The 20,889-nt window shown below is 65.7% G+C and carries 17 protein-coding genes; 13 read left to right on the plus strand and 4 right to left on the minus strand.

Annotated features, from left to right (window positions below):
• The first annotated feature begins 39 nt into the window (after window positions 1–39).
• The 9 genes from EII34_RS01970 (at window position 40) to EII34_RS02010 (ending at window position 12,348) form a co-directional block, all read left to right on the plus strand.
• Window positions 40–2,040, plus strand: a complete 2,001-nt coding sequence (locus EII34_RS01970; protein ID WP_124842330.1) for an alpha-1,4-glucan--maltose-1-phosphate maltosyltransferase — start codon at window positions 40–42, stop codon at window positions 2,038–2,040.
• Window positions 2,040–3,230, plus strand: coding sequence for a maltokinase N-terminal cap-like domain-containing protein (locus tag EII34_RS01975; RefSeq protein ID WP_124842332.1), 1,191 nt, complete (start codon window positions 2,040–2,042; stop codon window positions 3,228–3,230). Before EII34_RS01970 ends, EII34_RS01975 begins: the two co-directional genes overlap by 1 nt.
• 9 nt (window positions 3,231–3,239) lie before the next feature.
• The gene (glgB, locus tag EII34_RS01980) at window positions 3,240–5,135 is read left to right on the plus strand and encodes a 1,4-alpha-glucan branching protein GlgB (protein ID WP_124842334.1); all 1,896 of its coding nucleotides are present in this window, start codon (window positions 3,240–3,242) and stop codon (window positions 5,133–5,135) included.
• Window positions 5,132–5,932 carry an NUDIX hydrolase gene (locus tag EII34_RS01985; RefSeq protein WP_124842336.1) on the plus strand — a complete coding sequence of 267 codons (801 nt, stop codon included), beginning with the start codon at window positions 5,132–5,134 and terminating at the stop codon, window positions 5,930–5,932. The genes glgB and EII34_RS01985 overlap by 4 nt, the downstream gene beginning before the upstream one ends.
• Before the next feature lie 103 nt (window positions 5,933–6,035).
• Window positions 6,036–8,315: an ROK family protein gene (locus tag EII34_RS01990; protein ID WP_124842338.1), complete on the plus strand. Its 2,280-nt coding sequence runs from the start codon at window positions 6,036–6,038 to the stop codon at window positions 8,313–8,315.
• A 23-nt stretch (window positions 8,316–8,338) separates the two neighbouring features.
• A complete protein-coding gene (locus tag EII34_RS01995) occupies window positions 8,339–9,601 on the plus strand; it encodes an ABC transporter substrate-binding protein (protein WP_124842340.1) in 1,263 nt (420 codons plus the stop codon).
• Window positions 9,602–9,605: 4 nt separating this feature from the next.
• On the plus strand, window positions 9,606–10,541 hold the full coding sequence (locus tag EII34_RS02000; RefSeq protein ID WP_124842342.1) for a carbohydrate ABC transporter permease: 936 nt from the start codon (window positions 9,606–9,608) through the stop codon (window positions 10,539–10,541).
• Complete coding sequence (locus EII34_RS02005) at window positions 10,534–11,379, plus strand: carbohydrate ABC transporter permease (protein WP_124842344.1); 846 nt, start codon at window positions 10,534–10,536, stop codon at window positions 11,377–11,379. Before EII34_RS02000 ends, EII34_RS02005 begins: the two co-directional genes overlap by 8 nt.
• A 3-nt stretch (window positions 11,380–11,382) precedes the next feature.
• Window positions 11,383–12,348: a DMT family transporter gene (locus EII34_RS02010; protein ID WP_124842346.1), complete on the plus strand. Its 966-nt coding sequence runs from the start codon at window positions 11,383–11,385 to the stop codon at window positions 12,346–12,348.
• Here EII34_RS02010 and EII34_RS02015 read toward each other — a convergent pair.
• Window positions 12,293–13,165, minus strand: coding sequence for a glucosaminidase domain-containing protein (locus EII34_RS02015; protein WP_185711123.1), 873 nt, complete (start codon window positions 13,163–13,165; stop codon window positions 12,293–12,295). The genes EII34_RS02010 and EII34_RS02015 overlap by 56 nt on opposite strands.
• Window positions 13,166–13,362: 197 nt before the next feature.
• Between EII34_RS02015 and EII34_RS02020 the strand changes: the two genes are divergently transcribed.
• From EII34_RS02020 to EII34_RS02035, 4 genes are read left to right on the plus strand one after another with little or no spacing between them, the layout of a single operon-like run.
• Entirely contained in the window at window positions 13,363–14,385 is a 1,023-nt protein-coding gene (locus tag EII34_RS02020) for a siderophore ABC transporter substrate-binding protein (protein ID WP_260425011.1), read from the plus strand.
• A complete protein-coding gene (locus tag EII34_RS02025; protein WP_124842352.1) occupies window positions 14,382–15,383 on the plus strand; it encodes an ABC transporter permease in 1,002 nt (333 codons plus the stop codon). Before EII34_RS02020 ends, EII34_RS02025 begins: the two co-directional genes overlap by 4 nt.
• Window positions 15,376–16,407 carry an iron chelate uptake ABC transporter family permease subunit gene (locus tag EII34_RS02030; RefSeq protein ID WP_124842354.1) on the plus strand — a complete coding sequence of 344 codons (1,032 nt, stop codon included), beginning with the start codon at window positions 15,376–15,378 and terminating at the stop codon, window positions 16,405–16,407. Before EII34_RS02025 ends, EII34_RS02030 begins: the two co-directional genes overlap by 8 nt.
• The gene (locus EII34_RS02035; protein ID WP_124842356.1) at window positions 16,404–17,159 is read left to right on the plus strand and encodes an iron ABC transporter ATP-binding protein; all 756 of its coding nucleotides are present in this window, start codon (window positions 16,404–16,406) and stop codon (window positions 17,157–17,159) included. Before EII34_RS02030 ends, EII34_RS02035 begins: the two co-directional genes overlap by 4 nt.
• 17 nt (window positions 17,160–17,176) lie before the next feature.
• Here EII34_RS02035 and leuA read toward each other — a convergent pair whose 3' ends face one another.
• The 3 genes from leuA to EII34_RS02050 all read right to left on the minus strand — a co-directional run bounded on the left by leuA (window position 17,177) and on the right by EII34_RS02050 (window position 20,862).
• The gene (gene leuA, locus EII34_RS02040) at window positions 17,177–18,907 is read right to left on the minus strand and encodes a 2-isopropylmalate synthase (RefSeq protein WP_124842358.1); all 1,731 of its coding nucleotides are present in this window, start codon (window positions 18,905–18,907) and stop codon (window positions 17,177–17,179) included.
• A gap of 159 nt (window positions 18,908–19,066) precedes the next feature.
• The gene (locus EII34_RS02045; RefSeq protein WP_124842360.1) at window positions 19,067–19,921 is read right to left on the minus strand and encodes a carbohydrate ABC transporter permease; all 855 of its coding nucleotides are present in this window, start codon (window positions 19,919–19,921) and stop codon (window positions 19,067–19,069) included.
• Window positions 19,921–20,862, minus strand: a complete 942-nt coding sequence (locus EII34_RS02050; protein ID WP_221620161.1) for a carbohydrate ABC transporter permease — start codon at window positions 20,860–20,862, stop codon at window positions 19,921–19,923. Before EII34_RS02050 ends, EII34_RS02045 begins: the two co-directional genes overlap by 1 nt.
• Window positions 20,863–20,889: the final 27 nt, after the last annotated feature.

The raw sequence follows: 20,889 nt of genomic DNA on the forward strand, positions 1-20,889 counted from the left end.
CTCTCCCCACGCGAAACCTGACGAAGTAGTCTGTGACCCGTGAATGACGCCACACCGACCCGAGCCCATCTGCGCCGAACGGAGGGGGGATTCGGTCGAATCCCCGTCACCGGGGTCACCCCGGTCATCGAATCCGGGGCCTACCCGGTCAAGGCCGTGGCCCACGAGCGACTGCTGATCCGTGCGAACGTGTTCCGGGAGGGCCACGACGCCGTCAACGCCTCGGTGATCCTCACCTCTCCGCAGGGCACACAGCGACGCATCGACATGACCCAGGTGGAACCGCTCGGGCTCGACATCTGGGAGGCGTACGTCAGGATGGCCGCAGAGGGCGAGTGGACCTTCCGCATCGAGGGGTGGTCCGATCCGTGGGCGACCTGGTTGCACCACACGGAGACGAAGCTCCCCCTCGGCATGGACGTCGACCTGCTCTGCATGGAGGGTCGCGAGCTGCTCCACCTCGCTGCCGAGGAGGCCGACCGCAACGGGGTGCTGCCCGCGGCACACCTGTTGCGGGCAGCCGCGGAGTCGTTGACCCCGAGCACCCCGGTCGAGGAGATCCTCGAGCTGATCGAATCCCGTCCGATCAAACGTGCGATGGCCCGGTTCGGACCACGGGAGTGCATCAGCCCCACCAAGGAGTACCCGATCCTGGTGGAACGGCGCCGTGCACTCTACTCGTCATGGTACGAGTTCTTCCCCCGTTCCCAGGGTGCGTGGCAGGACGGCACCGGGAGGTGGCACTCCGGCGGCTTCGACTCCTCCCACGAACGCCTCGAGGCCGCGGCGGCGATGGGCTTCGACGTGGTCTACGTCCCCCCGATCCATCCCATCGGCCAGGCCTTCAAGAAGGGACGCAACAACTCCCTCGACGCCCGCCCCGAGGACCCCGGTTCCCCATGGGCCATCGGGTCCGACGAAGGTGGCCATGACGCGATCCACCCCGATCTCGGTGACCTCGACGCCTTCGGGCGTTTCGTGGCCAAGGCCCGTTCCCTGGGGCTGGAGGTGGCCCTCGACCTGGCCCTGCAGGCCTCCCCGGACCATCCGTGGGTCAAGGAGCATCCCGAGTGGTTCACCACCCGGCTGGACGGCACCATCGCCTATGCCGAGAACCCCCCGAAGAAGTACCAGGACATCTATCCGCTGAACTTCGACAACGACCCCGAGGGCCTCTACGAGGAGGTGCTGCGGATCGTGCGGTTGTGGATCGAGCGTGGCGTGACGATCTTCCGGGTGGACAACCCGCACACCAAGCCCGTCGAGTTCTGGGACTGGCTGATCCGTCAGGTCCGACAGACCGATCCTGAGGTGATCTTCCTCGCGGAGGCCTTCACCAAGCCACAGATGATGGCCGCGCTGGGCAAGGTCGGTTTCCAACAGAGCTACACCTACTTCACATGGCGGGTGACCAAGTGGGAACTCACCGAGTACCTCACCGAGTTGAGCCGGGACATGGCTGCCTACTACCGGCCGAACTTCTTCGTCAACACCCCCGACATCAATCCTTTCCACCTGCAGTCCGGGAATCCCGCGATCTTCGCCATCCGTGCCATTCTCGCGGCAACCCTGTCCCCGTCCTGGGGGGTCTACTCCGGGTTCGAGCTGTTCGAACACGAGGCGAACGCCCCCGGGCGTGAGGAGTACCTGGACTCCGAGAAGTACGAGTACCGTCCGCGGGACTTCCAGGCCGAGCCGAACCTGGGCCTGCTGCTCGGCCGCCTCAACTCCATCCGGGACCGACACCCCAGTCTGCAACAGCTGCGCGACATCCACTTCCACCACGCCCCCCACGACCAGGTGATCGTCTACAGCAAGCACGACGGCGACGACGTGGTGCTGGTGGTCTGCTCGCTCGACCCCGATCACACCGTCACCTCCGACGTGTACCTCGACATGGCCGCCCTCGGTCTGACCCCCGGGCAGCAGATCCGGGTCCATGACGAGTTGACCGGCGAGACCTACAGCTGGGGGGAACGCAACTGGATCCAGCTGCGTCCCGACCGTCCCGCACACATCTTCCACGTCACGGCTGGCTGATGCCCACCCGAGCCGACCTCACCGCCCACCTCACCCGCCTCGCAGGTGAGGCCCGGTGGTTCTCCGGCCGCACCCGCGACTGGGAGATGACCCGCGTCGAACTGCTGCCCTGGATCGCAGAACCCGCCGGGCAACGCCCCGGGGTCCGCAGTGCGGTGCTTCACATCCGCTACGCCGACGGCGACACGGAGCGGTACCACGTGCCACTGGCCTTCCACGCGGGAGGCGGCGAGCCCGTCGAGGCCGTCGACGACCCCGAGGCAATGTCGATCCTGGTGGAGTGTCTCGCCGAGGAGCGGGACGGGTTCCAGCCGAGACAGGACATTCCCCTGGGGCTGCCCCCCAGACGGTACGGCGGGGAGCAGTCGAACACCTCCGTGTTCTTCGGGGACGTCCTCATCGCCAAGGTGTTCCGCCGCCTCGAGGAGGGGCGCAACCTGGACGTCGAACTGCACGAGGTCCTGGCGGATTCCGGCGCGGTGGCCAAGCTCTTCGGCACCTGGAGCCATGGCGGAGTCGATCTCGGGGTCTTCCTGGAGGCCCTGCCCGATCCACGCGACGGGTTCGTCGTCGCCTGCGAGGCGGCCGAGGGAGACCGGCCGTTCACCGACGAGGCCCGCGCCCTGGGTGAACAGCTGGCCCTGGTCCACCGGTTGCTGGCTGAACGGCTGCCCACCGCCGTCATCGACGGCGATGCCCTGTCCCGGACCTTCGTCGCCCGCTTCGAGGCAGCCCTGCGGGAGGCCCCCCTGCTCGAGCAGTTCCGCTCCTCGGTGCTCACCTGCTTCACCGAGGTGCGCGGGATGCGGCTGGTCGCCCAGCGGATCCACGGCGACTGCCACCTGGGGCAGGCCCTGCTGACCGGCGGGCAGTGGCGTTACGTGGACTTCGAGGGTGAGCCGTTGAAGTCCCTCGCTGAGCGACGACGACCTGATTCCCCCTGTCGGGACGTGGCCGGGATGCTCCGCTCGTTCGACTACGCGGCCCACATCGGTGGCGGCGAGGAGTCCTGGAGGTTGGGAGCACGTGCGGCCTTCATCGAGGGCTGTGCCGCGACCGGACGGTTCCCGTCCGAACTGCTCCTGGCCTACGAGGTGGACAAAGCCGTCTACGAGGTCGTCTATGAATCCAGGAACCGACCCGCATTCCTCCCGGTGCCGGTAGATTGTCTCGCAAGGATCAACCACTGAGGAGCTGAGATGGCGCATGACCCGTTTGGCGGACTGACAGGCTGGGATCTGGAAGGATTCCACACGGGTGGCGACACGGAGCTCTGGCGCCGTCTCGGTTCCTTCACGTGCACCGTCGAGGACAGCGAGCGTGGCCCGATCCAGGGGGTGCGTTTCGCGGTGTGGGCCCCGAACGCGCAGGCGGTCCAGGTGATCGGTGACTTCAACTGGTGGACCGGGGACCCGATGCAGCTCATCCCCGGTTCCGGGGTCTGGGCGACCTTCATCGAGGGAATCGGCGAGGGCACCCTGTACAAGTTCCGTATCCAGGGCCCCGACGGCACCTGGCACGAGAAGGTCGACCCGATGGCCCGCTTCTCCGAGCAGGCCCCGGCCAACGCCTCCATCGTCTACGAGTCGAGGTACATCTGGTCCGACGACGACTGGATGACCAGGCGGGCACGGTCGCAACCCCACAAGGAACCGATCAGCATCTACGAGCTCCATCTGGGGGGCTGGCGCCGCGGCAAGAGCTACCTGGACCTGGCCGAGGAACTGGTCTCCTACGTCACCTGGCAGGGTTACACCCATGTCGAGTTCATGCCATTGGCCGAGCACCCGTTCGACCCCAGCTGGGGCTATCAGGTGACCGGGTACTTCTCCCCCACCAGCCGGTTCGGCAAACCTGATGACCTGCGGTACCTCATCGACCGGCTCCACCAGGCCGGCATCGGTGTGATCATGGACTGGGTTCCCGGTCATTTCCCGAAGGACGACTGGGCGCTCGGGCGCTTCGACGGCACCGCCCTCTACGAGCATGCGGATCCCCGCCAGGGGGAGCACATGGACTGGGGGACCTACATCTTCAACTACGGCCGCAACGAGGTGAAGAGTTTCCTCATCTCCAACGCGTTGTACTGGCTGACGGAGTTCCATGTCGACGGGCTTCGGGTCGACGCGGTGGCCTCCATGCTCTACCTCGACTACTCACGCGAGGAGGGACAGTGGATCCCCAACGAGCACGGCGGCCGGGAGAACCTCGAGGCCATCGACTTCCTGCGCTACGTCAACCGGCATCTCCACGAGCGTCATCCGGGAGTGATGATGATCGCGGAGGAGTCGACGAGCTTCCCCGGCGTGACCCGACCGGTGCACGAGGGAGGGCTCGGTTTCGGCTTCAAGTGGAACATGGGATGGATGAACGACTCCCTGCGTTATCTGGCGCTCGACCCGGTCTACCGCCAGTACGAGCACAACCTGTTGACCTTCGCGATGGTCTACCAGTACTCGGAGAACTTCATCCTGCCGATCAGCCACGACGAGGTGGTCCACGGCAAGGGGTCCATGATCAACAAGGTGCCCCAGGACGACTGGCGCAAGTTCGCGACGTTGCGCGCCTTCTACTCGTTCATGTGGAGTTTCCCCGGCAAGCAGCTGATCTTCATGGGTTCCGAGTTCGGGCAGCGTCCTGAGTTCAACGAGTCCCGCAGCCTGGAGTGGTGGGTCTCGGAACTGTGGGGTCACGGCGGCCTGCAACGGCTGTTCCGCGACCTCAACCACCTCTACGTCGCCCTTCCTGCGCTCCACGAACTGGACAGCAGCCCGGACGGTTTCACCTGGATCAACGCTGATGACAACGGGCACAACCTGTTGAGCTGGGTACGACACGACTCCGGGGGAAACCATGTCGCCTGCTTCACCAACTTCTCCCCCGAACCGGTGACCGACTACGAGGTGGGACTGCCCGTCGCCGGGGAGTGGGACGAGATCCTCAACACCGATTCCTCGGTCTACGACGGTTCCGGTGAGTTCGGCAACCTGGGTCAGGTCACGGCCACCACGGCCCCGTGGGGACACTTCCCTGCCAGTGCGCGGGTGACGATCCCCCCGTTGGCGTCCATCTGGCTGCGGCGTTCTGCGACGTGAGCGAGTTCAAGGTCCAGGTCGACATCGCCCAGGGCATCGGCCACCTGCGCTGGGGTGAGCAGCTCACCGATGCCCAGACCCTGGAGCGTGCGGTCTCCCTGGCCGCCGACGACGCGATCATCGCGCACAACCTGCGTCGCCTGCAGTGCGACATCCCCGCGACGGATCGGGTGGCGATGCAGGCCCTGCACCGGTGCGGATTCCGCCGGGAGGGGCGCCTGCGTTCGGCCATCCTGACGCCGGACGGCCAGCTCGTCGACGTGTTGATCTACGCCCGGTTGGCGGTCGACCCGGTCTACGGTCCACACGGTTTCTCCGGGGTGATGAACTCGGTGCTGCCGACGAAACGGGTCATCGCCCACGTCGTGTTCCGGGACTCCCGTGGCCGGGTGCTGCTCACCGAACCGACCTACAAGCAGGACTGGGAGCTGCCGGGTGGGGTCGTCGACCCGGGCGAGTCCCCCAGACTGGGTGCCCAGCGTGAGGTGCTCGAGGAGATCGGGCTCGAATGCGCGCTGGGCCAGCCCGTCCTGGTGGACTGGATGCCCCCGCACCTCGGCTGGGGGGACGCCATCGAGTTCATCTACGACGGTGGCGTGCTCCCGGACCACGTGGCCGGGGCCCTGGCCCCACGGGACCTGGAACTGCGTGCAGTCCACTGGGTGCCCCGTGAGGAGCTCCCCACTCGTGTCAGCGAGCTGTCCCACAGACGGCTCGAGCTGACTCTCTCCGGGGAGTCGGGGGCCACGGAGAACGGCCTGTTCCAAGGACCCGGGAGCAACTGGTCGACAGGGTGATCGGACCGGGAGTTCCGGTTCTTGACGTCAGGTACTCGTGGCCCTAGTCTCGACTCATTCATATGGATACTTGCGTAAGTATCTTGCGGAATCGAGGTCAGAGATGCCCCCTGTGGTGGCCGGTCGAGCTGAACGTCTCGCGAGCGTGTACGACGCGCTTCTGGCGACCCCGAGTGCGACCGTGAGTTCGCTCATGAAGGTGACCCAGCTCTCCCGCCCCACCGTCACGGGCCTGCTCGAGGTGCTGCGTGACCAGGGGCTGGTGCACAGTCTGGGGGCGGAAGGAGGGGTGGGGCGTCCGGCCGAGGTGTGGGCCACGGCTCCCTCGGCCGGCGTGGTGATCGGGGTCGACCTGCTGCACAGCAGCCTGTTGGCGGCAACGGCTCAGCTGGACGGCACGGTCACCGGTGTCGACCTGCGCCAGGACGTGAGCCTCGACGCGAGGCAGCGTCTGGATCTTCTCATCGAGGTCATCAACCAGCAGATCGCGCGGCATCAGCCGTCCCCGGTCCATGCCATCGTGATCTCCACCACCGGCACCGTCGACCCCGAGGGGTGCATCAAACGGTCCGATGCCGTCCAGGAGTGGGAGTCCTTCCCACTGGGAGCACGTCTGACGGAACGGCTCGGCCTCCCGGTCCGGGTGGAGAACGACGTGAATGCCGCCGCGTTCGGGGAGTTCGCGATCCGGTGCAGCGACCACAGCCTCACCTCCTCGGCCGACCTCCTGTTCATCGGTCTGTCACGAGGCATCGTGACCGGACTGGTGCTCGGCGGACAGCTCCACCGCGGCAGCCATCATGACGCCGGTGAGGTGGGGCTGGTCATCACCGAGGACGAGACCCTGTTCCCGGGACAGTTGAGGCGTGCGGCCGAGACCATCGGGGCCGTCTCCGCGGTTCTCGACCCGGCCACCATCGTGGTGGCCCTGACCCATGGCGAGATCCCGGGGGCACTGGATGAGATCAGGACGCACCTCGCGACCCTGCGTTCCTCGAGCGCTGCCGCTCTCAACCTCGAGGTCCCCCGCCTCGGCCAGGCCTCCGCGACGGTCGGGGCGCTGACCCTCGCCCTCCAGGACGCACGTCAGAAACTGCTCGGCCATCTCACGGCTCGGATCCCCTGTCCGAGCAATCTCACCCTGCTCACCCACGTCACCGCGAAAGGCAGCCACGTCCCGATGCCCTCCTCAGCAACCACCCAGCACCGGCCCGAACTCAGGATCGGCGTGGTGGGGGTCGGTGCCCGCTCAGACATCGCCAAGCACTTCGAACTGCCCGGTCGCAACTGCCGGATCACCGCCGTCGCCGATCCCCATCCGAATGCGTCACAACGAATCCTGGACCGGCTCGGCCGCGACGACATCGCCCTGACCCGTTCCGTGACCGAGCTCATCGGCACCGGCATCGATGCCGCACTGGTGACCTCCCCCGATGACACACACGCCACGGTGACCTGCGAACTCCTGCGTGCCGGGGTCCCGGTCTACCTGGAGAAACCCATGGCGATCCACACCGCGGACGCCATCGAGATCCTCACCACCGCCCACGAGACCGGCACCAAACTCTACGTCGGCCACAACATGAGGCACATGAACGTGGTCCGCTCGATGCGGGACCTCATCCGCAAGGGGGAGATCGGCGAGGTGAAGGCCATCTGGTGCCGACACTTCGTCGGTCACGGTGGTGACTACTACTTCAAGGACTGGCACGCCACCCGTGAGCACGGCACCGGTCTGCTCCTGCAGAAGGCGGCCCATGACCTCGATGTCATGCACTGGCTGGCCGATTCCCACACCACCCGGGTCACCGCGATGGGCGGGCTCACCCTCTACGACCGGGTCACTGACAGGAGGGACCACAGCGACCAGCTCATGTGGGAGTGGTTCTCGATGGACAACTGGCCACCGCTGTCACAACAGGGTCTCAACCCCGTCATCGACGTCGAGGACCTCTCCATGATGCTGATGCAGATGGAGTCCGGGGTCTTCGCCTCGTACCAGCAGTGCCACTACACCCCCGACTACTGGCGCAACTACACCGTGATCGGGACCGAGGGTCGGATCGAGAACTTCGGGGACTACGAGGGCGGACACATCAAACTGTGGCGACATCGCTCCGACTACGACCCCGACGGTGACGCCACCTACCCCATCACCGGTGACGCGGGTGGCCACGGGGACGCCGACGTCCTGACCACCGGTGAGTTCATCGACTTCGTGACCGACGGCACGCCCACGGACACCTCGCCCCTGGGCGCCTACCATGCCGTCGCGGCGGCCATCGCGGCCACGGACTCCCTGCGTGACGGCTCCACGCCACGAGACGTCCCCACCCTCGACCCCGAAGTCGTGCAGTACTTCGAGAACAACCAGGTCAAGTGACCACGAAGAAGAAGGAGAACCCGATGAAGCGTCGTACCTTCCTGGCGGCAGCCGCAGTGCTCGGTGCCGCCACGGGGCTGAGCGCCTGCGGCAACCAGAACACCAGCTCCTCCAACGACGGTGACCTCACCAAGGAGACCGAGGCCAGCCTGACCCTGTTCTACTGGGACAAGGCCCAGACCCCCACCGTGGAGGCCAACATCAAGGCCTTCAACGAGGAGTACCCGAACATCACGGTCACCCCGTCGGTGGCGGTCTACGACGACTACTGGACGAAGCTGCGCGCCCAGGCCGAGGGCGAGCAGCTGCCTGACGTGTTCTGGATGAACGGGCCGAACTTCCAGCTCTACGCCTCCAACGGGATGCTGGCCGACCTCACCGACCTCGGTGAGGTCGCCTGGGACAGCTACCCGAAGGCGCTGGTGGACCTGTACAGCCTGGACGGCAAGAAGTACGGCGTCCCGAAGGACTACGACACCATCGCCTGCTTCGTCAACAAGAAGGTGTTCGAGCAGGCGGGCATCGCCATCCCGACCGACGGCTGGACCTGGGACGAGCACCGGGAGGCCATCAAGGCCGTCAAGGCCTCCGGGGCCACCTGGGGCGCGGTGATCGAGGTCACCGCCAACCAGACCGGCTACTACAACACGATCCACCAGGCCGGTGGCCACGTCCTCAAGGACGGCAGGTCCGGCTTCGACGATCCCAAGGCCATCGAGGGCATCCAGTACCTGAAGGATCTCCTGGACGACGGTTCGATCCCCTCCCCCCAGATCGTCGCCGACTCCAAGGCCGATGCCCTGTTCATGAACGGTGACGTCGGCCTCCTGTGGGCCGGTTCCTGGATGGTCAAGCCGCTGCGCGAGAAGTTCGGCGACGACGAGCTCATCGTGGTGCCGCTGCCGAAGAAGGAGAAGGAGGCCACCATCATCCACGGCCTGTCCTACGCGGCTGCCGCCAAGTCGAAGAACCTGGCGGCCGCGAAGGCCCTGGTCAGGTTCATGACGGACAAGAAGGCCAACGAGACCGAGGCCAGCAACGGCACTGCCATCCCGGCCTTCACCGGAACCCAGCAGGTCTGGCTGGACCAGGTTCCGGCCTGGAAGCTCGACGTGTTCACCAAGGCCGCGGAGAACTACGCCGTGCCGTATCCGGTGTCGAAGAACACCACTGCCTGGACCGAGAAGGAGACGGTCCTGAAGTCCGTGTTCACCGGCGAGGCCGAGATCACCGCCGTGTGCACCCAGCTGGCCGCCGACGTGAACGCGTTGCTCGAGAAGGAGTGACCTGATGGCCGTCGACAGGAGCGGTGGCACCTCGTCGCCCTCCTCGCGACGCCGCAGCAACCCGATGTCAGTGGGGGCCTGGCCCCTGCTGTTCATCGGGCCCCTGCTGCTCGGCGTCCTGCTGTTCTACTACTACCCGATCCTCGGCAACTTCTGGACCTCACTGAACAAGGCCAACGCCTTCGGTGGGGATCCGAGGTTCGTCGGATTCGACAACTACGCGGAGCTGTTCTCGCGTCCCACGCTGCCGTCCGCGACGGTGAACACGCTCATCTACACCGCGGTGGTGCTGCTCGCGGTACCGATCTCGGTGGGCATCGCCTCACTGATGGAGCTGCCCGGGTTGAAGGGACGCACCTTCTACCGCATCGCCTTCTTCATGCCCTACCTGGCCATGCCGGTCGCGATCGTTCAGGTGTGGCGGCTGTTCTACAACGGCACCTTCGGCATCCTCAACCAGGTCCTGCGCTTCCTCGGGGTCCAGGACCCGCCGTTCTGGTTGTCGACTCCCGGACTCACGATCCTCGCGACGGCGGTCTTCGGGATCTGGGCCTCGATCGGGTTCAACGTCATCATCCTGTCGGCAGGTCTCAAGTCGATCCCGAAGGAACTCTACGAGGCGGCCTCGATCGATGGCGCCACCGCATGGCACCAGTTCAGGAGCATCACGGTGCCGTTGCTGACGCCGTCGATCTTCTTCCTCATGATCATGCAGGCCATCGGCGGCTTCCAGCTGTTCGACTCGCTGTACGCGATGCTCGGACCGAACAACCCTGCTGCGGAGCAGTCGAGGTCCTTGGTCTCGCTGTTCTACCAGGAGGCCTTCGTCACCCAGAACCGTGGTGTCGGGGCCGCCGTCACGATCGTGATCCTGCTGCTCGTCGGCCTGGTCACCGCGCTCCAGTTCTGGGGCCAGAAGAAGTGGGTGCACTATGTCTGAGAAGAGACCGGGGGTCTGGCGGCAGCAACTGCGCTACTGGCCCGCCCATGTGATCCTGTTCCTCGGCGGGTTGACCATGATCTTCCCGTTCGCCTGGCAGCTGATGATGTCGATCTCGACGAACGTGGAGATCCAGGCGGTGCCACCGAGCTTCCTGCCCGCCGAACCGCAGTGGGGCAACTACGCGAAGGTGTTCGAGACGATTCCCTTCATGTCCCAGTTCTGGGTCTCGGTCCTCATCACGGTGCTCCGCACGGCGGCCCAGCTGGTGCTGTGCTCCATGGCAGGTTACGCGTTCGCCCGGATGCAGTTCAAGGGACGCGGGATCCTCTTCGGGCTGCTGCTGGCGATCCTCATGATCCCGAGCCAGGCCTTCCTGATCACCCAGTACCAGATCATCAAGGGGTTCAACCTGTTGGAGACGCCGTGGGGCATCGTGCTGCCCGGCATGTTCTCCGCCTTCGGGACCTTCCTGATGAGGCAGGCCTTCATGACGCTGCCGAAGGAACTCGAGGAGGCGGCTCGCCTCGATGGCTGCAACCCGTGGCAGACCTTCTGGAAGGTCGTGCTGCCCCTGGTCAAACCCAGCCTGTTCGCCGTGGCCATCACGACGGTGCTGTGGAGCTGGAACGACCTGCTGTGGCCGTTGATCGTCACCAGCCGTGAGGACAACATGCCGCTGAGCGTCGGCATCGCGACCCTCGCAGGTCAGTACAGCGCGGACTGGAACCTCATGATGGCGGCCTCCGTCATGGCGATGGCCCCGATCTTCGTGCTGTTCTTCGCCCTGCAGCGTCGGGTCATCGAGGGCCTTGCCACCTCCGGCCTGAAGGGCTGAGATGTGAGCCGGGGGCAGCAGGAAGGCGCCGACTCCTGGGGCATCGGAGCGGCTGCACTGGTCCTGCTGCTCTCGGCCACCTGGCTCCTGGTCCGGCTCTCGTTGACCGGGGCCCCGATCGGGATCACCTCGGCCGGTCGTGTCGGCCTCACCACGATCTCCCTGTGGGCCCTGCACCACCTGGTGTCACGGGCACCGCAGGGAGATCGCCCTGTCCTGCCGGTGCCTGCACTGCCCCGACACGAGACCATCCTGCTGTCCATCACCGGTGTCAGCGGGTACACCGCACTGTCCACCGGAGCCATCGCCGTGGGCGGTCCGGTGCTGCCGGCCCTCGTCATGTCCACCAGTCCACTCGTGGTGCTGCTGTTGGTCGCAGTCCTCGAGCGCCGTCGCCCGACGATGGTGGTCCTCCTCGGCACGACCGCTGCTGTGGGCGGCACCGTCGGCTACCTGCTCGACGGGAGCAGCATGACCCTCGACGGGATTGCCCTGCTCGGTCCCGGACTTGCCCTGGGAGCCGTGGGCTGCATGTCCTGTTACGTCATCCGCTTCGCTCGACTCACCCGCGGGTACCACGGACCCATGACGCCGGTGATCCTCCCCATCCACGCCTGTGGTGCCGTTCCCCTGATCGTCTGGGGTGGGGTCGAGATGTCCGCCGGGGCGAGGGTCTCCCTCACGGCCCTCATCGCACTGGTCGTGCTGGGCGTTCTGGTCTACGCACCGGTCCACCTCCTGCAGCACCGTCTGTTGGCGAGGATCGGGGCCTCCCCGGTCTCCCTGCTCGGGCTCGCCGTCAGCCCACTCGTCGCGGTGGAGGCCGGGCTGCTGGGGCTCGCCGCGTGGCCAACCCTCCTCCAGTGGGCAGCGATCCTCGTCACCATGCTCGGGATGGCCGTGGTGCTCGGCCTCAACCGGTCACCTGCACCCTGCCCTCGACGCTCGCCGTCCCCCCGGAGCTGCTGACCACGGCGCGGATCCGCAGGCCGTGATCGGCACTGCTGAGGGTGTGCTCATAGCTGCTGCGGTAGGCACCCTTGAGGGAGGCCCTCCGGACATCTCGCCAGGCGCCCCCGTCCCTGGAGACCTGCCAGGTGATGCTCCCGTCGGGATCACCGTGGACACTCACGACGAACTTCTGGGTGGAGCCCACCGCTGCCCTCCGGTCCAGCCTACCGAAGACCGAGGGCGCGAGCACACGGGTACCGCGTGGGGTCAGGTCGAACCGGGACAGATCGTACTTGTGGATGATCGAGATGATCATGTGGGCGTAGTTCGGATCAGTGGCGTACCCGGCCTTGTGCACCTCGTGGATGAACCGTTCCGGGTTGTCCGAGTGCTTGAACGCGGCCCGGTACCGCTTCGTGTTGCGCAGGAAGTGACCATGGTCGAGGAAGGAGTCCGCCGGGGTGGCGTAACTGCGGAACCGGGCCATCTCGAGGTGAGGTTCGCCAGCGGCGTCGTACTCCCTCGTCTCGATCTCATGGCAGCCGTTCTGGTGCGGGCTCTGCTTGCGGTGGCACTTGATTCCGAAGAAGCTGTTGGCCTCCCGGGTCAGCCGCGACCCACCCCACCCCGATTCGAGGATCGCCTGGGCGATGGCCACCGAGGCCGGGACCTTGAACTCGCGTTCCCCCTGCTGCGCCATCGGTGCCACCCAGGCGATGAACTCCGCCGGAGGCTTCTTCCCGCTGGCCCATGCCTGCGACGGCGACCCGATGAGACCCACCACAAACATCATCACGGTCAGCAGCAGCACCGCTGGTTTGTGCGATCCTGTCATCCTTTTTCCCCTCATGACCCCATCACAGCATGTCTCATCGATGACGTCACACCGGGGTTCAACCTCAACTTGAGGGCTGGGAGGGAGCCGACACGATCCCCGGGAGAGGACTTCCAAAAGCAGGACCGAGGAATTAGGGTGAGGCTTCGCTTACCTAATCTCGAGCAGAAACCAGGAGACCACTCCATATGCGTCGCATGATCCCTGCCCTGTCCGCCGTCCTCATCGGTGGCCTCGCCCTCACCGCGTGCCAGGCCCCGAACAGCACTTCCAGCTCGAGCGATTCGCCCAGTTCCTCGGCGGCGATGACCCCTGCCGAGAGCTCCGCGATGGAGAACACCGGCGAGATCACGGTCACCGACAGCCGCGGCAACCAGGTCACCGTCCCCGCCGACCATGACTCGGTCATCGTCACCGACAACCGGCTGTTCGAACCGCTGAGCGACTGGGGCGTCACGTTGAGCGCCGCGCCCAAGGCCATCATGGCCAAGGACAACCCGTATGTCGCCGATGACTCCATCGTCGACCTCGGCAACCATCGGGAGCCGAACCTTGAGCTCGCCGTCGCGGCAGACCCTGACATCATCCTCAACGGCCAGCGTTTCGCCGACCAGTACGACCAGTTCAAGCAGCTCACACCGAATGCCGCTCTCATCGACTCGGACATCGACACCAAGAAGCCGCTGGGCGAGGAGTTGAAGCGACAGATCACCCTGGCGGGCCAGGTCTTCGGCAAGAAGGCGGAGGCCGACAAGCTCATCGCTGACTACGACAAGGCCGTCGAACGGGTCAAGGCCGCCTACAAGTCGGACCAGAAGGTGATGGCGGTCATCACCTCCGGTGGCAAGGTCAACTACGCCGCTCCCGGGTCCGGCCGCACCCTGGGCCCGGTCTTCGCCGAACTCGGCCTGACGCCGTCGCTGGAGACCGAGGGGTCCAGCGATCACCAGGGCGATGAGATCTCGGTCGAGGCCATCGCCGCATCGAATCCCGAGTGGATCCTGGTGATGGATCGCGACGCAGCCGTCGGCGGGCCGGACGGTGCCGAGGCGATTCCTGCCGCCACCGTGCTGGCTGACTCTGCCGCCCTGCAGAACGTGCCCGCGGTCCAGAAGCAGCAGATCATCTACATGCCGAACGACACCTACCTCAACGAGGGCATCCAGACCTACACGGAGTTCTTCAACGCGCTTGCTGACGCCATGGAGAAGTCTGCGTGAGTCTCACCCAGTCCGCCGGGAGCCAGACCGGGGCTCCCGGCGGAGCCGTGCCCAGGATCCTCACCCGGGGCCTGGGGATCGCCCTGCTCGCGACCCTGGCCCTGGCCGCGTGTTCGCTCTTCGTGGGGGTCTACGACGTCCTCGGGGCGGAGGACGGTGCCCAGATGTTCTCCATCGTGCGGATCCCCCGCACCGTCTCCCTCGTCCTGGCCGGTGCCTCCATGGCCATGGCCGGGCTGGTGATGCAACAGCTCACCCAGAACCGCTTCGTCGAACCCACGACAGCGGGAACGACCGAGTGGGCCGGACTCGGGCTGCTGTTCGTCCTCGCCGTCATGCCCTCGGCCCCACTGCTGCTCAAGATGATCATCGCCGTTCTCGCCAGCTTCCTCGGGACCATGATCTTCTTCCTCGTGCTCCGGGGGATCAAACTGCGTTCCGCGATGATCGTCCCCATCGTCGGCATCATGCTGGGTGCCGTTGTCGGTGCCGTCTCCACCTTCTTCGCACTGTCGACCAATCTCCTGCAGACGTTGAGCGTCTGGTTCATGGGGTCCTTCTCCGCCAGCATCCAGGGCCAGTACGAACCGGTCTGGGCGGTGGCCCTCGTCATGGTCGGGATCTTCATCGTCGCCGATCGGTTCACCATCGCCGGACTCGGTGAGGACGTGGCGACGGGGGTCGGCCTCGACTACCGGAGGGTGGTCCTGCTCGGCACCGGGATGATCGCGGCGACGACGGGGATCATCACCGTGGTGATCGGCAATCTGCCGTTCCTCGGGTTGATCGTGCCCAACATCGTCTCGTTGTGGCGAGGCGATCACCTGCGTTCGAACCTGCCCTGGGTGGCGCTGCTCGGGGCAGCGACGGTCACCTTCTGCGACATCCTCGGAAGGCTGGTCATCATGCCCTTCGAGATCCCGGTCGGAACCATCCTGTCCATCCTCGGAGCATTCGTCTTCGTGTTCCTGATCCTGAGGCAGCGACGTCGTGGCTGAGACATCGACCATCACCCCCGTGTCTGCTCACCACGGAGCCTTCAGCAGTGCCCGAGCCGCGCGCCGTTACTGGGTCATCCTCACAGGTCTGGTCATCGTCGCGATCGGCATCTGCTTCGGCATCCTCGCCTGGGCCAATCCTCTGCCCATCGGCTCCACCGGGTTCTGGCGGATCGCCGAACGGCGTGCCACCTCCATCGTCGTGATCCTCGTCGTCGCATGGTGCCAGGGCATCGCGACCGTGGCCTTCCAGACCATCACGGCCAACCGGATCATCACCCCTTCCATCATGGGATTCGAATCCCTCTACCGCCTGGTCCAGACCGCCACCGTGTACTTCTTCGGTGTGGCGGGCCTCACCGTCTTCCAAGGAGTGTGGCAGTACGCCCTGCAGGTCGCACTGATGGTGACCTTCGCCGCCATCCTGTTCGGCTGGCTCCTGACCGGGCAGCGAGGCAACGTGCACCAGACCCTGTTGGTCGGGATCATCATCGGAACCGGGCTGGGAGCCCTGTCCACCTACATGGCCCGGCTGCTCACGCCCAGTGAGTTCGACCTGCTCACCGCCCGTCTGATCGGCAATCTCTCCAATGCCGACGTCAGTCAGCTCGGACTGGCGGTGCCCCTCGCGCTGGTGGCCGGTCTCGTGGTGCTGGCCCGGTCACGACACCTCGACGTGGTGGGGCTCGGACGCGACGTCGCGATCGGTCTCGGCGTGGACCACCGACGGGAATCGGTACGGATCCTGCTGCTGACCGCGGTGCTCATGGCAGTCTCCACCTCCCTCATCGGACCGATGTCATTCCTCGGCTTCCTCATCGCCATGTGTGCCTATCAGCTGGCCGACACCCATGAGCACCGGTACGTCCTGCCGATGGCCTGGTGCATCGGTGTCGTCGTGCTCGGGGGTGCCTACTTCGTGCTCCGTCACGTGTTCTACGCCCAGGGCACGGTCGGTGTCATCATCGAGGCGGTCGGGGGCACCTTCTTCCTCATCCATCTCCTGCGAAAGGGACGCCTGTGATTCAGGTCCACGGAGCGCTCAAGGCCTACAGCACCGAGACCACGATCGGCCCGGTCGATCTCGAGATCCCCGGTGGCGGGATCACGGCGCTCGTCGGTCCGAACGGCGCCGGCAAGTCCACCCTGTTGACCATGATCGGGCGACTGCTCGGGATGGATGCCGGGAGCATCGAGGTGGGAGGACTCGACATCGCCCGGACCCGCTCGAAAGAACTCGCGAAGGTGTTGTCGGTCCTGCGGCAGGAGAACCACTTCGTGATGCGGCTGACCGTCAGACAGCTGGTGGGCTTCGGCCGGTTCCCACATTCCGGAGGACGTCTCACCCAGGCGGACGCCGAGATCATCGATCGGTCCATCTCGTTCCTCCACCTGGATCAGATCGCGGATCGATACATCGACGAGCTCTCCGGTGGGCAACGTCAGCGGGCCTACGTCGCGATGGTCCTGGCCCAGGACACGAGGTACGTGCTGCTGGACGAGCCGCTGAACAACCTTGACATGGCGCACTCGGTCCAGATGATGCAGCATCTCAGACGGGCCGCCACCGAGTTGGGGCGGACCATCGTCATCGTGGTCCACGACATCAACTTCGCCGCCACCTATGCCGACACCATCGTCGCGATGAAGGACGGTGCCGTCGCCGCCATGGGGACCCCGGAGGAGATCATCCGCTCCGAGGTGCTCTCCCAGATCTTCGAGACCCCGGTCGAGATCATCGAGGGACCCAAAGGGCCGGTGGCCGTCTACTTCTGACGGCCACCGGCCGCGGCTCAGGCGCGTTCGGCCCGGTTCAGTGCCGAGAGGATGGCCTTCATCGACGCGCTGGTGATGGCCGGGTCGACACCGACCCCCCAGAGCACCTGGACGTCATCCCCGTCGCCGACCTCGCACTCGACATAGGCCACGGCCTGTGCGTCGCCGCCCGCCTCGAGGGCGTGCTCGGAGTAGTCCAGCACCCTGACCGCGGCCCCTGCCTCACGCAGGGCGTCGACGAACGCGGAGAGCGGACCGTTGCCCTCCCCCTCGATCTCCAGGTCCCGACCGGACGGATCATTGACGACGGCACGGACGTGGAACTGCCCATTCGTGGACGACGATCCGGCGTGCGTGAGACTCCACACGCCCTCGGCCAGGTACTCGGTGGTGAAGATCTCGACGATCCGTTTCGGGGAGACCTCTCCCCCGGCGGAGTCGGCGTGGGCCTGCACCACACGGCTGAACTCCATCTGCAGCCGACGGGGCAGGTCCATGCGCGCCTCGGTCTTCATCAGGTAGGCCATGCCTCCCTTGCCGGACTGCGAGTTGACACGGATCACGGCCTCGTAGGTACGCCCCACGTCGTGCGGGTCGATGGGCAGGTAGGGCGCCTCCCACTCGATCTCGGAGACCTGGCGGCCCGCCGCGGCAGCCTGCTTCTCGAGGTGCTCCAGTCCCTTCTTGATGGCGTCCTGATGGGAGCCGGAGAATGCGGTGTAGACCAGGTCACCCGCATACGGGTGCCGTGGGTGCACCGGCAGTCCGGTGCAGTACTCGACGGTCCGCCGCACGTGGTCGATGTCGTGGAAGTCCAGCTGCGGGTCCACACCCTGGGTGTAGAGGTTCAACGCCAGGGTGACCAGGTCGACGTTGCCGGTGCGTTCCCCGTGCCCGAACAGACAGCCCTCCACCCGATCGGCACCGGCCATCTGTCCCAGCTCGGCGGCGGCGACGGCGGTGCCCCGGTCGTTGTGAGGATGGAGGGAGACCGCGATGTGGTCGCGATTGCGGACGTGACGGCAGAAGTACTCGATCTGGTCCGCGTAGGTGTTGGGGGTGGAGCGCTCGACGGTGGCCGGCAGGTTGAGGATCAGTTCCCGCTCCGGCCCGGGCTGCCACACCTCGGCCACCGCGTTGCACACCTCGACGGCGAAGTCCGTCGGGGTCTGGGTGAAGATCTCAGGACTGTACTGGTAGCCGAACTCCACATCGCCCAGGTGCTGCTCGGCGTACTTCATCACCAGCTCGGTCCCGCGCGTGGCCATCGCGATGCACTGCGCCTCGTCGATGTTGAACACCACCCGGCGGAACAGCTCGGCCGTCGCGTTGTACATGTGGATGGTGGCGCGATGTGCCCCGACCAGCGACTCGACGGTGCGCGAGATGAGGTCCTCCCGCGCCTGGGTCAGCACCGAGATGGTGACGTCCTCGGGGACGTGCCCACCCTCGATCAGTTGCCGTACGAAGTCGAAGTCCGTCTGGGAGGCCGACGGGAAACCGACCTCGATCTCCTTGTAGCCGAGGGAGACCAACAGCTCGAACATCCGCATCTTGCGGCTGGGGGTCATCGGGTCGATGAGGGCCTGGTTGCCGTCGCGCAGGTCCGTGGACAGCCACCGGGGGGCCTTGGTGATCCGCTGGTCGGGCCAGGTGCGGTCAGGCACCACCACCGGTTCGAAGGCGCGGTAGCGGTGCACCGGCATGGTGGTGGGCTGCTGGACGGGGATGGGTTGTCTCCGGGTCATCGTTCACTCCTTGCTGGACGGTGGCCAGACACGTGACGGCTCCGCAGCGAGGAGGCTGGCCGGTTCAGGACTGGGCCTCGCTGCGGCGCCCAAGGAGCAGGGACCAACACGACATGTCGAGAACAGTAATGGCAAGTCGGGTCGGGTTCAACCCCATTCCTACTTCCCGGCACCCGCCGTCAGTCCACCGATGAGACGCTTCTCGATGATGCCGAACAAGATGATCACCGGGACGATGGCGATGAGTGCCACGGCGAACAGGTACTGCCAGTCCTGGACGTAGAGCCCCAGGAAACGGGGCATCGAGACCGTCAGGGGCTGGAGCGCGTTGTCGTTGACCAGCACCAGCGCCGCCGCGTACTCGTTCCAGGCATTGACGAAGACGAAGATGATGGCGGTCACGATGCCGGGCCACACCAGGGGCAACGAGATCCGGGCCATGGTCTGGAAGCGCCCCAGACCATCGAGGAGGGCCGCCTCATCGATCTCCTTCGGCACCGCAGCGAAGAAGGCCTGCATCATCCAGACCGCGAAGGAGAGGTTGAAGGCTGCATTGATGAGGATCAACGCTCCCCACACCGCGATCCCCTTCCAGCCGGAGAACTCCCGGAACAGGCCGACGGCGAGCACCGTGGGTTGCAGCATCTGGGTGCACAGCACCAGGAACAGGAAGACCATCCTTCCCGGGAACCGGAAACGGGCCACGTAGTAGGCGGCAGGCGTGGCGACGAAGAGCACCAGCACGGTCGCCCCGACCGCGATCACCACCGTGGCCAGCAGCGACTGGGCCGGGTTGACCTCGGAGCTCCACACGTCGACGTAGTTGCCGAACTGCGGGCTGTCGGGGAAGTAGGCCGGCGGGATGTTGGTGACCTCGAGTCTCGTCTTGAGTGAGGTGATGAACATCAAGGCATAGGGGAAACCGAAGAACGCGACGATGGCGATGGACCCGATGGCCACGAGCCAAGGGTTGGGGGCACGGTCGATCCCGCCACGGAAGGTGCGATGCGCCATCACTGGACCTCCTTGGTGGGACGCACGACGATGAGATAGATGGCGATGATGGCCAGGCAGAACAGGAAGTTCAGCACCGACAGGGCCGAGGAGACACCGGGTCCCAGCTTGACCTGGTACTCGTACATGAGGGTGGTCGTGATGTGCCCGGTGTGATAGCCGGGGGTTTCCTGGAGCACCCTGAGGATCGGCAGTGAGTTGAACACGTTGATGATGTTGATCAGTGCCGCGGTGGCGATGGCCGGGCGGAGCAGCGGCAGCACGATGTGCCAGTAGCGTGCCCAGACCCCGGCACCATCCATGCTCGAGGCCTCGAGCACGTCATGCGGCACGGACTGCAGCCCTGCCAGGATGGTGTAGGTGGTGAAGGGAAGCGACACGTAGACCGCGACGAAGACCGCCACCCAGAACGAGCTCGTCGGGTCCTTGGTCCAGGCCGCCGCGCTCTGCAGGATGCCGGTGTCGACCAGCAACCGGTTGAACAGACCGACCTCCTGGTGCAGGCCGTACCGGAACACCGTCGCGGTGAGCACCACCGAACACGCCCATGGCAGGATGATGAACAGCCGCAGCAGTTTGCGCCCCCTGAAGGGCAGGTTGAGGAACTGCGCGATCATCAGCGAGAGCACGACGGTCACGCCCACCACCACGACCACCCACACGATGGTGTTGGTGATGATCTGGGTGATCGGGACACTCGGGAAGTCCAGCGCTCCCTTGCCCGCCCCGACGTAGTTGTCCAGACCGATGGGTTCATCCCCTCGCTGGATGCCCTTGCTGTTGAACCTGTACATCGAGGTCTGGATCATCAGGATGGTGGGGTAGATCACCACTGAAGCGATGAGCAGCAGCGTGGGGCTCAGCCACGGCAGGGAGCGGAGGAACTCGCGCCACCGGTCATCACGGCGCACAACGGGTCTGTCGGCCACGGCTCTGGACAACGTCGTCAATCCTTCGTTCGGGGGATC

It is taken from the genome of Arachnia propionica, assembly GCF_003859805.1.
In the GTDB taxonomy this organism is placed as follows: domain Bacteria; phylum Actinomycetota; class Actinomycetes; order Propionibacteriales; family Propionibacteriaceae; genus Arachnia; species Arachnia propionica_C.